This window comes from Arthrobacter sp. GCM10027362 (genome assembly GCF_042679445.1).
Lineage (GTDB): Bacteria > Actinomycetota > Actinomycetes > Actinomycetales > Micrococcaceae > Crystallibacter.
The window spans coordinates 48,997-62,861 of record NZ_JBHTML010000008.1; the positions used below are offsets into that span (position 1 = coordinate 48,997).

General features: G+C 66.4%; 13 protein-coding genes. All 13 read left to right on the plus strand.

Annotated features, from left to right (window positions below; genetic code table 11):
• Positions 1-8 precede the first annotated feature (8 nt).
• On the plus strand, positions 9-977 hold the full coding sequence (locus ACFQ36_RS03035) for a 5-oxoprolinase/urea amidolyase family protein (RefSeq protein WP_377010491.1): 969 nt from the start codon (positions 9-11) through the stop codon (positions 975-977).
• Complete coding sequence (locus ACFQ36_RS03040) at positions 974-1,759, plus strand: LamB/YcsF family protein (RefSeq protein WP_377010492.1); 786 nt, start codon at positions 974-976, stop codon at positions 1,757-1,759. Before ACFQ36_RS03035 ends, ACFQ36_RS03040 begins: the two co-directional genes overlap by 4 nt.
• Before the next feature lie 48 nt (positions 1,760-1,807).
• The gene (locus ACFQ36_RS03045) at positions 1,808-2,482 is read left to right on the plus strand and encodes a GntR family transcriptional regulator (protein WP_377010494.1); all 675 of its coding nucleotides are present in this window, start codon (positions 1,808-1,810) and stop codon (positions 2,480-2,482) included.
• Positions 2,483-2,516: 34 nt separating this feature from the next.
• A complete protein-coding gene (locus tag ACFQ36_RS03050; RefSeq protein ID WP_377010495.1) occupies positions 2,517-2,729 on the plus strand; it encodes a biotin/lipoyl-binding carrier protein in 213 nt (70 codons plus the stop codon).
• A 38-nt stretch (positions 2,730-2,767) separates the two neighbouring features.
• Positions 2,768-4,060 carry an aspartate aminotransferase family protein gene (locus ACFQ36_RS03055; RefSeq protein WP_377010497.1) on the plus strand — a complete coding sequence of 431 codons (1,293 nt, stop codon included), beginning with the start codon at positions 2,768-2,770 and terminating at the stop codon, positions 4,058-4,060.
• A 39-nt stretch (positions 4,061-4,099) separates the two neighbouring features.
• A complete protein-coding gene (locus ACFQ36_RS03060) occupies positions 4,100-5,575 on the plus strand; it encodes an NAD-dependent succinate-semialdehyde dehydrogenase (RefSeq protein ID WP_377010498.1) in 1,476 nt (491 codons plus the stop codon).
• Positions 5,576-6,075: 500 nt separating this feature from the next.
• Positions 6,076-7,191 (plus strand): peptide chain release factor 2, encoded by a 1,116-nt coding sequence (gene prfB, locus ACFQ36_RS03065; RefSeq protein WP_377010500.1) that lies wholly within the window; start codon positions 6,076-6,078, stop codon positions 7,189-7,191.
• A 292-nt stretch (positions 7,192-7,483) separates the two neighbouring features.
• Positions 7,484-8,680: a substrate-binding domain-containing protein gene (locus ACFQ36_RS03070; protein ID WP_377010501.1), complete on the plus strand. Its 1,197-nt coding sequence runs from the start codon at positions 7,484-7,486 to the stop codon at positions 8,678-8,680.
• Positions 8,681-8,710: 30 nt separating this feature from the next.
• Positions 8,711-9,475 carry an ABC transporter ATP-binding protein gene (locus tag ACFQ36_RS03075; protein WP_377010503.1) on the plus strand — a complete coding sequence of 255 codons (765 nt, stop codon included), beginning with the start codon at positions 8,711-8,713 and terminating at the stop codon, positions 9,473-9,475.
• On the plus strand, positions 9,472-10,254 hold the full coding sequence (locus tag ACFQ36_RS03080; protein WP_377010505.1) for an ABC transporter ATP-binding protein: 783 nt from the start codon (positions 9,472-9,474) through the stop codon (positions 10,252-10,254). The genes ACFQ36_RS03075 and ACFQ36_RS03080 overlap by 4 nt, the downstream gene beginning before the upstream one ends.
• Positions 10,251-11,123, plus strand: a complete 873-nt coding sequence (locus ACFQ36_RS03085) for a branched-chain amino acid ABC transporter permease (protein WP_377010507.1) — start codon at positions 10,251-10,253, stop codon at positions 11,121-11,123. The genes ACFQ36_RS03080 and ACFQ36_RS03085 overlap by 4 nt, the downstream gene beginning before the upstream one ends.
• A complete protein-coding gene (locus ACFQ36_RS03090; protein WP_377010509.1) occupies positions 11,120-12,316 on the plus strand; it encodes a branched-chain amino acid ABC transporter permease in 1,197 nt (398 codons plus the stop codon). The genes ACFQ36_RS03085 and ACFQ36_RS03090 overlap by 4 nt, the downstream gene beginning before the upstream one ends.
• The coding region (locus ACFQ36_RS03095) for an AMP-binding protein (RefSeq protein WP_377010511.1) at positions 12,313-13,865 on the plus strand (1,553 nt) is incomplete at its 3' end. The genes ACFQ36_RS03090 and ACFQ36_RS03095, both read left to right, overlap by 4 nt.

A 13,865-nucleotide genomic window follows, 5' to 3' on the forward strand; every position in this document is an offset into this window, starting at 1 on the left:
CTAGCACAATGTCGATCGAAGTTGTTCAGCCGGGGATTCAGACAACGGTCCAGGACTGGCCGGGCAGGATCGGAATGCTGTCCTGGGGCTACTTTCCCGCCGGCCCGATGGACGATTTTGCGTTCCGCCTCGGTAACGTCGCTGTCGGTAACAGCCCGGATGCTGCCGGTCTGGAAATAACGCTCGGCAAAGCGAAATTCCGGTTCCAGGCCCCGGCGACCGTGGCGGTGACCGGGGCGGCCGGTGAAGTGACCGTCGATGGTGCTGCAGTGCCAAGGTGGACGCCCGTTGAGGTCCCTGCCGGGGCGGAGCTGAAAATCGGTCTGGCCGAGTCCGGGTTCAGGTTCTACTTGGCGGTCAGGGGAGGGATCGATGTTCCCCTGGTCCTCGGCTCCCGCGCTACCTACACCATGGGTTCCCTCGGCGGAGTCGACGGGCGTGCCCTCGTCAAGGGAGACCTCTTGGCCATCGGAAGCTCAGGGGTGTCCGCCGCGGCAGAGCTGCCGGCGGAACAGATCCCCGAGTACCGGCACGACTGGGTGGTGGAGGTCGTGCCCGGACCGTTTGCCACACCTGAGTTTGTCACGGAGGCGGACGTCGGGAATTTCTTCTCCAGGGTGTGGTCAGTGGACCAAAACTCTAATCGTACCGGGATCCGGCTCGACCCGGTGAGGCTGCAATGGTCGCGGGCCGACGGGGGTATTGCCGGGGGGCATCCTTCCAACATCCTCGACACCGGGTACCCTCTCGGCGGGATCAACCTGAATGGGGACACTCCGGTGATTCTCGGGCCGGACGGTCCTACTTCCGGAGGTTTTGTCGTCTTCGGCGTTGTCCCCAAGGCCAGCCTTTGGAAGATCGGCCAGATGCGACCGGGCAGGGATACCATCCGGTTCCAGCCAATATCCCTGGACGAGGCTTATGCCTTGGAAGAGGAACGTTCCCTGATCATGGCCGGCGCGGGAGCAAGGGAATGAACACCGCCAGTATTGAAATCAACTGCGACATGGGTGAAGGCTACGGCCGCTGGCGCTTTGCTCCGGACGAGGAGTTCATGCCTTATGTCAGCGCCGCCAATATCGCCTGCGGCTTCCACGCCGGAGACCCGCGAATTATGCGCCGTACGGTCCGGGCCGCAATTGCGCAGGGCCTCCAGATCGGGGCCCACGTAGCGCTCCCGGATTTGATGGGCTTCGGGCGTCGCCGCATGGCAGTCTCGGCAGAAGAGCTCCAGGACTACACCCTGTATCAGATAGGGGCGCTCAAGGCCTTCGTCGAAGCCGAAGGTTCAAGCCTTTCCCATGTAAAACCCCACGGGGTCATGTATGTGATGTCGTTGGAAGACGCGGAGCTGGCCGAGGCTGTCATCGCAGCGGTTGCCGAGATCGACAGCGCCCTCCTCCTGTACTCTTTCGACAAGCGCCACGCGGAGCTGGCTGGCCGCTTCGGCATCCGGCTGGTCCAGGAAGGGTTCGCCGATCTGGCCTACGATGACGCCGGCAATCTCATAATCGAGCGGGAAAAACAGGCCTGGGATCCGGCGCTTGTTTCCTCACGGGCGATCCGGCTTGTCAGGGAAGGGAAAGTAACCGCGGAGTCCGGACGTGATCTTGACATCTTGCCGGAAAGTATTTGCCTGCACGGGGACGCACCGAACTCGGTGGACGTCATCCGCACGGTCTGGCAGTCCCTTCACAATTCGGGCATATCCGTACGTCCTCTGACCAAAACCGGCAACGCCTCGGTGGAACCCGGCTGATCGGACTATGCGCCGGAGCTGATCCATGAAACCGAGAGGAGCACCAAGTTGAGTGAGCCGGTACTGGAGCCGATCCTCATCGACGGAACAGTCGAGACCATCGTTAACCGGCTTCGGGACGCTATTGAGAAGGGGGCGTTCTCGCCCGGGCAACAGCTCCGGGAAACCGGTCTTGCCCAGCAGTTGAACGTCAGCCGCTCGCCGGTGAGGGAAGCAATGCAACGGCTCATACAGGAAGGCCTCCTGTACAGGGTACGGAACCGCGGGGTTTTTGTGGTGGAACTGTCCGAAGCAGACATGGACGACATCTCCGTGGCCCGTCAGGCGGTTGAAAAGACAGCAGCCAAGGAGCTTGCCAGGAACCCCAGGAAGCAAATTTTCGATGAACTCCACCGCGTGATTGTCGAAATGAAGGCGGCTTCGGAAAGTGGACGGCCCTGGTCGGACCTGGTTGACCTGGACCTGGAATTCCACACGGTCCTGGTGGGGAGCCTCGGCAGCAAACGCCTCATGGCCTTCTATCAGACTCTTCTCACCGAAACGCGTATGTCACTGATGATGCTTGAGGACGCTTACCCCCATCCGGAAGAGATTGCGGCAGAGCATCGGCAGCTGCTGCTAACGGTGAAGGGTGGCAATCTGGGGGATCTGGATGACCAAATCAAGCAGCATATGGACCATTCCGCCCAGCGCCGCCAATCCATGGGAAACAGGGCCTCTTAATGTTTGCTGCTACCTGCAAAGAAAGGAATGAACAGTGAGTGAAGTACGCTCGGACCTGGCCGCGAATGTCTGGAAGATCCTCGTGGCTCCCGGAACCGCCGTCGAGGAGGATGAAACCATTATGATCCTCGAATCCATGAAAATGGAGATTCCGGTGGACGCACCCGAATCCGGCGTTGTCACGGACATATCCGTATCGGAAGGGGAAGCAGTCGCCGAAGGACAGCTGCTTGCCGTCCTCGACTAGTTCGTTGAATTGTCGAATACTCCTGTCTGGAGAAGAAAATGGTTACTCAGGCAACCGCCTCTGGCCTGGTAGGACGTTCCGGGGCCGTAGGGGAGTCACTGTGGAGCGCCCAGGCGCACATGCCCTCAGTCCTGCCGCGCCGCATCGTCATCACCGAGGGGAAGGGTGCATATGTGACGACGTCGGAGGGACAGCGTCTGCTGGACGCGACGGCTGGACTCTGGCACGCAAACATCGGCCATGGCCGGGAGTCAGTGGCCAAAGCGGCTTATGACCAGCTGTGCAAGCTGGAGACGTACCATGTTTTTGGCCGCTTCGCCAACGACGTGGCCCTCTCTCTCGCGGACCGGGTTGTCGCCATGGGGCCGATTCCGAACGCCAAGATGATTTTCAACAGCGGCGGATCGGACTCCGTAGACGCAGCCTGCAAGATTGCCCGGCGTCACTGGCAACTTGAAGGCAAGGCGACCAAGAAAACCGTCCTCAGCCGCACTTTCTCGTATCATGGGCTGCATGCCTTCGGCACCAGCGTTGCCGGGCTTGACTTCAATCGCGAAGGCTACGGCACCGATTCCCTGGTCCCGGAGACCGCGCGCATTCCGACAAACGATATTGAAGGCGTCCGGGCCGTGGTGGATGAAATCGGCCCTGAAAATATTGCCGCGATTATCACCGAGCCGATTATCGGCACCGGAGGGGTGATTCCACCGGCGGCCGGATACCTTGAAGGTCTTCAGGAAATCGCCCGCAGGAATGACATTCTGTTGATCATTGATGAAGTCATTACCGGCTTTGGCCGGACCGGCAGTATGTTTGCCTCGGCCAGATTCAATCTCGAGCCCGACATGGTCCTTGTGGCCAAGGGAATAACCTCGGGCTACGTCCCATTGGGCGGCATCCTTATTGCGGAACGTATCTGGGGCCGGTTCTACCGAGGCCAGGACGCACCCATCCTGAGGCACGGTATGACGTACTCCGGCCATGCCACGGCATGCGCGGCTGCGCACGCGAACCTCGACATCCTCGAGCGCGAACAACTGGTGCCGCGGTCCCTCGAACTGGAGTCCGTACTCGATAAAGCCCTTGCCCCTCTGGCCGCCCATCCTCTCGTAGCGGAAATCCGAAGCGGCGTTGGGTTTTTGGCCGGCGTCCAGCTCGTGCCCGACGCGGATGCCGAGGCCGTGGCCAATGCCTGCATAGACGACGGCGGCGTCATCACGCGGCCCCTTCGCGGCAATACGCTCCAAATCAGCCCTCCGTTCGTCGTGACCGATGAGGATGTCGACCTGATCGCCAAGACAATCGGGCAGACCCTCGACACGCTGCTATAAGCTCCTCCATTCCCCGGCATCATTCAATCAGGCAGGATCATGAATTCGCTGCAAACCACCACCCAGGCGGAAAGAATACTCGACGCCGTTCCCGATGAATTGTTCATTGGAGGCTGGACGCCTTCGCAGGATCACCGGACCCTGACGGTTTACAATCCGGCAACGGATTTGCCGATCAAGACAATTGCGGACGGCAGCCCGGACGACGGGCTCAAGGCCCTCGGCGCGGCGGCGCAAGCCGCGCAGCACTGGGCCCGGACCTCCCCTCTTGACAGAAGCAATTTGCTGCGGAAAGTCTACGAGGCGGTCATCGACAAATCCGAGGAAATGGCCACCCTGATAACGCTGGAAATGGGGAAAACCCTGTCCGAGGCACGGACCGAGGTCGTTTACGGGGCAGACTATATCCGCTGGTACTCCGAAGAAGCGGTCCGCTTCGAGGGGCGTAACCGGTTGAGTCCGGATGGATTGTCGAGAATCGTCACCAGTAAGGAGCCGGTAGGTCCATCCCTGCTGATTACTCCGTGGAACTTCCCGCTCGCAATGGCTACCCGCAAAATTGCGCCCGCCTTGGCGGCCGGCTGCACTGTCATACTCAAGCCAGCCGAACTGACTCCCCTGACCAGCCTTTTCCTGGCCAGGCTGCTGGGTGAGGCAGGCGTGCCGGAAGGGGTGGTCAACGTCGTCACGACCTCGAACGCCCCCGGGCTAAGTGAGGCCATGATGAAGGACAACCGCCTGCGCAAGGTGTCATTCACCGGATCGACGGTCGTCGGGAAACGCCTCGTGGCCCAGGCGTCGGACCAAATGCTTCGGATGTCCATGGAACTGGGCGGCAATGCCCCGCTCATCGTGTTTGAAGACGCCGATTTGGACAACGCAGTGAAAGGGGCAGTCACAGCAAAGCTGCGCAACGGGGGCCAGTCCTGCGTCGCAAGCAACCGGATCCTCGTGCACGAATCAGTCGCTGACGCCTTCGTCGACAAATTCGCCCGGCAGATGGCCGGGGTGACACTGGGCAATGGCCTTGATCCTGCCACAGCTCTCGGACCCCTCATTGACGGCCGGGCAGTGGACAAATGCGCATTGTTTGTGGAGGACGCCATCGGCAAGGGCGCTCGGGCCGTGGTCGGAGGCAAGCGTGTCCCCGGTGCCGGCCATTTCTACCCGGCAACCGTTCTCGACCACGTTCCATTGGAGGCGAGGATCATGCATGAAGAAGTATTTGGTCCCGTCGCTCCCGTTTACCGCTTCGCTACGGACGAGGAAGCAGTGTCGGTGGCCAATGACACTCCATTCGGACTTGCCAGCTTCATTTTCTCCAGGGACTTGAACCGGGTGCAGGGCATCGTGGATCAGCTGCAGTCGGGCATGGTCGGAGTCAACCGGGGAACGGTTTCGAACGTGGCGGCCCCGTTCGGGGGCATCAAGCACTCCGGGCTCGGACGTGAAGGCGGTTCCGAGGGCATTGAGGAGTACCTCAACGTCAAATATGTTGCCTACGACCGCGCATAGCCACGGATGAGGCGGCAGCCTCCGGCCTCGGTCCCGGTTTATCGGACCCTTGGGGTTTAAGCCAGGGTTGCGCCGGGTCTGCCGGTAGGGGCGGTGGCCTCCCGGCGAGAGCAGCATGCGCAGCCGGCCGGTGGCGAAGTTCCGGACTCCCCGGTGATCCGGGGTGGTTTCTTGAGACGTCCGCCAACGGCCCCGGTGGGGCCGTTGGCGGCTCCGTCCGTGTCGAAGTGCGCGAGGACCGCCACCTTCCAGGGGCGCAGGGTGCGGCCCGGCCGGGCGCGGCAACTGCCGCCGCGGTCGGCAGGGAACTGCCGGGCGCGGCCCGCCTGCCCTCGCGCTTTGAGACGGCCGTGCAACGGGGTGTCCGGGGAATGGCGGGTGCGGCGGAAGCCGGGCCTGGGAACGGGTGAAGCCGCCCCGGTCAGGGGATTGCAGGGCAGGCGCCGAAACAGCCCGGGGCCGGCCGCGGGCATTGCGCCATGGCGTAGGCTTGAATAACCATGGCTGAAATCGATTTTCCCGCTGAAATCCGCGCACTGCGCGCGACCTATGACTCCATCGAGGCAGTGTCCGACGTGGAGACCATCCGCAAGGACATCGCCGTCCTGAGCGAGCAGGCCGGTGCGCCGGATCTGTGGGATGACCCGGCGGCGGCGCAGAAGGTGACCTCGAAGCTCTCGCACCGGCAGTCCGAGCTGGAGCGGCTTGAGACCCTGTCCTCGCGCATTGACGACCTCGAGGTCCTCGTGGAGCTGGCCCAGGGCGAGGAGGACGCGGATTCGCTCGCCGAGGCGGCGCAGGAGCTGGAGTCGCTGAAGAAGGCGCTGGCGGAGCTGGAGGTCGTGACGCTGCTCTCCGGCGAGTACGACGAGCGCGAGGCCGTGGTGACCATCCGCTCCGGCGCCGGCGGCGTGGACGCTGCGGACTTCGCCGAGATGCTGTTGCGCATGTACCTGCGCTGGGCCGAGCGCCACGGCTATCCGACGCAGGTGCTGGACACTTCCTACGCCGAAGAGGCGGGGCTGAAGTCCGCTACCTTCGAGGTCAAGGCCCCGTATGCCTATGGAACGCTCTCGGTCGAGGCCGGCACGCACCGGCTGGTGCGGATCAGCCCCTTCGACAACCAGGGCCGCCGCCAGACGTCCTTCGCCGCCGTCGAGGTCATCCCGCTGATCGAGCAGACCGACCACATCGACATCCCGGAGAACGAAATCCGCGTGGACGTCTTCCGGTCCTCGGGCCCGGGTGGCCAGTCCGTGAACACCACGGACTCCGCCGTGCGCCTGACTCATATTCCCACCGGCATAGTGGTCTCCATGCAGAACGAGAAGTCCCAGATCCAGAACCGCGCCGCCGCGCTGCGCGTGCTGCAGTCCCGGCTGCTGCTGCTGAAGAAGGAGCAGGAGGACGCGGAGAAGAAGGCGCTCGCCGGGGACGTGAAGGCGTCCTGGGGCGACCAGATGCGCTCCTATGTGCTGAACCCATACCAGATGGTCAAGGACCTGCGCACCGAGCACGAGGTCGGCAACACCGCCGCTGTGCTTGACGGCGAAATCGACGACTTCATTGACGCCGGCATCCGCTGGCGGGCCAACAACCGCAACAGCACCGAGTAGTCACCGAGCTATCACTGAGCTATACCGGCTGATCCGGCCTCCGGACAAAAGCCCGGCCTGCCCTTCGGGGCCGGCCGGGCTTTTGCATTTGCCGCCGTGTCCGTAACCGCATTGTGATCCTGAAGCGGGCCATTCGCGTTGACAGGATGTGAGGTGCGGCATAGATTTGCCGTAACCTGAATCGCCTTTCAGGTTTAGTGTTGCAGTCCCTTCGGGGATCTGTGCCGGCCTGCTTCAGGTCGCCGGGGGACAGGGGGTCCTGCCGGCAGCCGGTTCCGACGAAAGGTATCCCGTGAAGGCAACAAAGAAGTTCCTGATGGCCGCCGCTTTGGTCGGCGGGCTCACGCTCAGCGCCTGCGCTCCCGGTCCCGGCAGCGCCGGCGGCGGGGCCACCGGCACGGCGGCCGAGACCGTGGACGTTGGCATCGTCTACTCCAAGACCGGCCCGCTGGCCGCCTACGGCGAGGCCTACTACGAGGGCCTGCAGGCCGGCATCGACTACGCCACCGGCGGCACCGGCGAGGTGGGCGGCACCAAGCTGAACCTGACCTACCACGACGACGGCGGCGACCCGGACAAGGCGGTCAGCGTCGCCAAGGACCTGATCGGACAGGACTACAAGATCCTGGCCGGCACCGTGGTCTCGGGCATCGCGCTGAAGCTGGCCGAGCAGGCCGCGCAGAACAAGGTCCTCTACATCTCCGGCCCCGCCGCCACGGACGCGATCCAGGGCATCAACAAGTACACCTTCCGCTCCGGCCGCCAGAGCCTGCAGGACGTGGCCACGGCCGGAACCTTCGTCGATGACCTCAAAGGCAAGAAGGTGGTGGTCTTCGCCCAGGACAACGCCTTTGGCCAAGGCAACCTCGCTGCGGTGAAGGCGGTCCTCGGCGCCAAGGGGGCCACCGTGGACAGCGTGCTGGTGCCCGAGGACGCCACCGAGTTCACCCCGTTTGCCCGCCAGCTCATCGACGCCAAGCCGGACCTGGTCTTCGCCGCCTGGGCCGGGGCCACTTCCGGATCGATGTGGCAGGCACTGAACCAGCAGGGCGCGTTCGACGCCGCGCCCGTCGTGACCGGGCTGGGCGACGCGGCGACCTTCGGCGCCTACGGCGCGGCCGCGGGCAAGATCAGCTTCCTGAACCACTACTTCCCGGGTGCTGCCGGCAATGACGTGGAAAAGGCGATGATCGAGGCCGTCGAGGCCGCGGGCAAGAAGCCGGACCTCTTCACACCGGACGGTTTCGTGGCCGGCCAGCTGATCGTCCAGGCGGTCAAGGAGGGCGGCAGCGACGTGGAGGCCATGGTCTCCGCGCTGGAGGGCTACAGCTTCGACGGGCCCAAGGGCAAGACCACCGTCCGCGCTTCGGACCATGCCCTGATCCAGGACATGTACCAGGCCAAGCTGGTGCAGAAGGACGGCAAGTGGACGCCGGAACTGGTCGAGGTCGTTCCGGCGGACAGCGTCGCCCCGGCCGAGGCCAAGTAAGCAAGGGCCACCATCCACCGAAGGAACAACATGTCCTCCCCAGCCCGCCCCGCGCTTGCCGTGGTTGCCGCCGGCCTGAAGATCGGCGGCGCCCGCATCCTCGAGGATGTCGGCTTCGACGTCGCCGCCGGCGAAATGGTCGGCGTGATCGGCCCCAACGGCGCCGGCAAGACCACCTTGTTCAACCTCATCTCGGGGGTGCTCAAGCCCACCGAGGGCCGCATCCTCCTTGACGGTGCGGATGTCACGGGTGCCTCGATCCATGCCCGGGCCAGGGCCGGCCTGGGGAGGACGTTCCAGACCTCGAGCCTGTTTCCCCAGTTGAGCGTGCTGGAGAACGTCCGGCTCGCCGCCCAGGCACGGTTCGGCGGGAGCCTGTCGGTCCTGAAGTTTCCCCGGGCGGCGGACGAGGCTACCCGGGTGGCCCGGGAGAACCTGGTGGAGGTGGGGCTGCAGGGCAAGGCCGCGACGGCGGCGGGGGACCTGTCCCATGGGGACAAGCGCAAGGTGGAGATCGCCATGCTGCTGGCCGCGGACCCGTCCGTGATCCTGCTGGACGAGCCGATGGCCGGGGTGGCCTCCGGGGACGTGCCGTCGCTGGGCGCCATCATCCGGCGGATGCACCGGGACCGCGGCTGCACCGTGCTGATGGTCGAGCACCACATGGACGTGGTGCTGGGCCTGGTGGACCGGGTGGCCGTGATGCACCACGGCAAGCTGCTGGCCATCGACACTCCGGACGCAATCATGGCCAATCCCATCGTGCAAAGCGCCTACCTGGGGGAACCCGTATGAAACCCATCCTCACCGTCGCCGGGCTTCATGCCCACATCGCCGGCCAGCAGGTGGTCGAGGACGTCTCCTTCTCCGTGCCGGCCACCGGCATCACGGCCCTGCTCGGACGCAACGGCGTGGGCAAGACCAGCACCATCAAGGCCATCATCGGGCTGATCGGCCGCACCGGCGCGGTGGAGCTGGACGGGCAGCGGATCGAGAAGGAAGACACCCACAAGATCATCCGCCGCGGCGTGGGCTACGTCCCGGAGGACCGCGAGGTCTTCGCCAAGCTGACCGTGGCGGAGAACCTGCGGCTGGCCGAGCGGGACGCGCATCCGCGCCGCCAGCTGGTCGAAGAGCTGTTCCCGGACCTGGTCAAGCGCTCCAACCAGCTGGCCGGCACGCTCTCCGGCGGCCAGCAGCAGATGGTCAGCCTGGCCCGCGCCCTGCTGAACGAGAACAAGGTGCTGCTGATCGACGAGCCGACCAAGGGCCTGGCGCCGAAGATCGTGCAGGAGGTGGCGGGCACCTTGGAGCAGGCCGCGGCGACAGTGCCGATCCTGCTCGTGGAGCAGAACCTGCAGGTGGTCCGCCAGCTCGCGGACGGTGCCGTGGTGCTTTCCGGCGGCCGGGTCGCCCACATTGCCGACAGCGCCGTGGAGTTCCTGGCGGACGAGGATTTGACCCGGCGCCTGCTCGGCGTGCACGACGACGCCGGGCACGACGACGGGGCCCGTGCCGCGACCCCGGCTGCGGCGGCCGGACCTGCGGAACACGAACAGGAGGCAGCCCGGTGAGCACAGTGATCCTGCTGGCCGTGACCGGGTTGGGGCTCGGCGCGCTGTACTTCCTGGTGGCCTCCGGCCTGTCCCTGATCTACGGGCTGATGGGCGTGCTGAACTTCGCCCACGGCTCCTTCCTGACCCTGGGCGCCTTCGCCGGCTGGGAGGTGGCCCGCCGCACCGGGGCGGACAGCTGGTGGACCTTCCTGCTCTCCATCCTCATCGGCGCGGCGGTGGGGGCGCTCTTCGCGGCGTTCACCGAGTTCGTGCTGATCCGCCGGCTGTACGAGCGGCACATCGAACAGGTCCTGATCACCGTGGGGCTGTCCCTGGCCACGGTGGCCCTGTTCGAGGGCATCTGGGGCACCGACCCGGTCTTCATCCAGGGGCCGGCCTGGTTCAAGGAGACCACGGATCTGTTCGGGGCCCGGATTCCGAATGACCGCTTCGTCTGCATTATCGCCGCGGGCCTGGTGCTGCTGGGCCTGGTCTTCTTCCTCAAGCGCACCCGCTACGGCATGATTATCCGCGCCGGCGTGGAGAACCGCTCCATGGTCACGGCCCTGGGGATCGACGTGCGCAAGGCGTTTACCCTGGTCTTCACCATCGGCGGCGCCGCGGCGGGCCTGGGCGGCGTGCTGGCCTCGCACTACTTTGGCTATGTCTCGCCGCTGCTGGGCGGCTCGCTGCTGATCTTCGCCTTCATCGTCACGGTCATCGGCGGGCTCGGCTCGCTGACCGGCGCGGCGGTGGCCTCGGTGGCCGTGGCCCTGCTGCAGCAATTCGCCAACTTCTATTGGGGCATCGGCGACCTGGCCGTGGTGCTGGCGCTGGCGCTGGTGCTGCTGTTCCGCCCTGCCGGACTGCTGGGGAGGAAATCATGACCACCACCCGCACCGAAAACACCGGTACCGGGTCCGGCAGCCTGGAACCGCACCCGCGCCACCTGCGCAGCGGCGGCGGGGGCGTGCGGGGCGGCCAGGCGCCGTCCGGCCGCCGGAAGCTGCTGGGCTGGGGGAGCGGGCTGGCCGCGGTGGTGCTGCTGGCCCTGCTGCCGCTGTTGAACCTGTCCCTGCCGGGCATCCTGCCCGGTCCCACCTACACCCCAGGCTCGCTGCAGCTGCTGGCCATGTGCCTGCTGATGGCCGCCGCGGCGCTGAGCTACCACCTGCTGCTCGGCGTGGCCGGGCTGCTCTCCTTTGGCCACGCGCTGTACTTCGGCGCCGGCGTGTACGGGTTGGCCGTCATCCTGGCCAACCTGCAGGTCCCGCTGCTGCCGGCGATGGGGCTGACCCTGCTGGTGGTCGTCGTCCTGGCCCATGTGGTGGGCAGCATCAGCCTGCGCGTGGGCGGCATCCCGTTCGCGATGGTGACCCTGGCCTTCGCCCAGGCCGGATCCGTGCTGGTGCGGCGCAATCCAGGCGGCACCACCGGCGGGGAGGAGGGCCTGGCCCTGGAGACCGCGAACCTGCCGGCCTTCCTGGTCGGCGTGGCCAATACCCGCAACCTCTACTGGCTGGCGCTCGCCGCGCTGGTGCTGGTATTTGCCGTCGTAACGTGGCTCCAGTACAGCCGGGCCGGCCACGTGGCCGCCGCGGTGCGCGAGAACGAGCTGCGCGTCCGGGTGCTGGGCCTGCAGCCGTACCTGGTCAAGCTGCTGGTCTTCGTCGCCGGTGCCGTGCTGGCTTCCCTGGTGGGCATGGTCTACCTGCTGCTGCAGTCCGGTGCGGTACCGCGGGCGGTTTCCACCGACTTCACCATCACCCTGCTGGTCATGGTGGTCCTGGGCGGGGTGGGCTCGCGCTGGGGAGCCGTCATCGGCGGGGTCTTCTACACCCTGCTGGACCAGCGCCTGACCGCCCTGGCCAACTCGGCGGCGGTGGCCGGCCTGCCCGATGTGCTGCGGATCCCGCTCTCGGAGCCGTTGTTTATCCTCGGTACACTGTTCATTCTCGTGGTGCTTTTTCTCCCCGGCGGGATTACCGGCGGGATCACGGGCGCGGCCCGGCGGTTCAGGCCTTTGCGGGCCGGGGCGGCCACCGCGACGGCGCGGCAGATTCCCGAGGAGTCCGGATGATCCAGGACCACGCCCCCGCTCCCGGACCGGACGGCCTGCACACCCTGGGCCGCTGGATGACGGACAGATGCGTTTCCACCCCGGAACGCGTGGCCATCGATGACCGCGGCGTCCGGCTGCACTACCGCGAGCTGGAACGGCGGGCGGCCGCGCTCGCCGCCGCCTTCGCCGCCGCCGGCTACCGGGCCGGGGACCGGATCGGTACCGTCACCGGGAACTCCGCGGACCATGTGGTGCTCTTCTTCGCCTGCGCCAAGGCCGGGCTGGTGCTGGTGCCGTTGTCCTGGCGCCTGGCCCCGGCGGAGCTGGCCGGCCAGCTGCAGCTGGCGGATCCGGCCCTGCTGCTGGTGGAGCACGAATTCGACGCGCTGGCCGCGGCCGCCCTGGACCTGCTGCCGGAACCGCCGCGGACGACGGCGCCGGGACCGGCCGGCGTCGAATGCCTGGTGCCCGCACGCGCCGGCGGCATCCCGGGCCCGGTCCGCCCGGTCCGGGACCACGACCCGCTGCTGATGGTCTTCACCTCGGGCACGGAGGGGTCCAGCAAGGCGGCGGTGCTCACGCATGCCAACTGCTTCTGGACCAACCTGTCCCTGTCCCGCACCATGGAGCTGAGCAGCTCGGACGTGGTGCTCTCGGTGCTGCCCCAGTTCCACGTGGGCGGCTGGAACATCCAGCCGCTGCTGGCCTGGTGGACCGGGACCACCGTGGTGCTGGAGCGCCATTTCGACGCCGGCCGCGTGCTGGCGCTGATCGCCGAGCGCGGCGTGACCACCATGATGGGCGTGCCCACCCAGTACCTGATGCTGGCCGAGCACCCGGGCTTCGCCGCCGCGGACCTGTCCACCCTCACCCGCGCCGTGGTCGGCGGCGCCTCGATGCCGGCCCCGCTGCTGCGGACCTGGCACAGCCGGGGCGTGGCACTGAGCCAGGGCTACGGGCTGACCGAGGCCTCCCCGAACGTGCTCTGCCTGCCGCCCGAGGATGCCGAGCGGATGCTCGGCTACGCCGGCAAGCCGTACCCGCACATGGAAATCGCCGTGGCGGACCCGGCCACCGCCGCGCTCCTCGGCGGCGCCGCGGTCGGCGAGCTGTGGGTGCGCGGACCGGGCGTCTTCGCCGGCTACTTCAGGGACCCGGCAGCCACCGCCGCCACCCTGGTGGACGGCTGGCTGCGCACCGGGGACCTGGTGGAGCGGGACGCGGACGGGTTCGTGAAGATCGTGGACCGGATCAAGGACATCTACATTTCCGGCGGCGAAAACGTGACCCCGGCCCAGGTGGAGGCCGTGCTGCTGGCCCACCCGGCGGTGGCCGAGGCCGCCGTGGTCGGTGTCCCGGATGAACGCTGGGGCGAAACCGGCATGGCCTTCGTGGTCGTGCGCACCGGGATGGCCACGGACGTACAGGACCTGCTGGAGCACTGCGCGCAGCGGCTGGCCCGGTTCAAGGTGCCCGGCCGGATCGAATTCGTCCCCGCGCTGCCGCGCACCGCGCTGAACAAAGTGGCCCGCGGCCGGCTGCGCGCCCGGGCCGGAGCGGGGGCGGC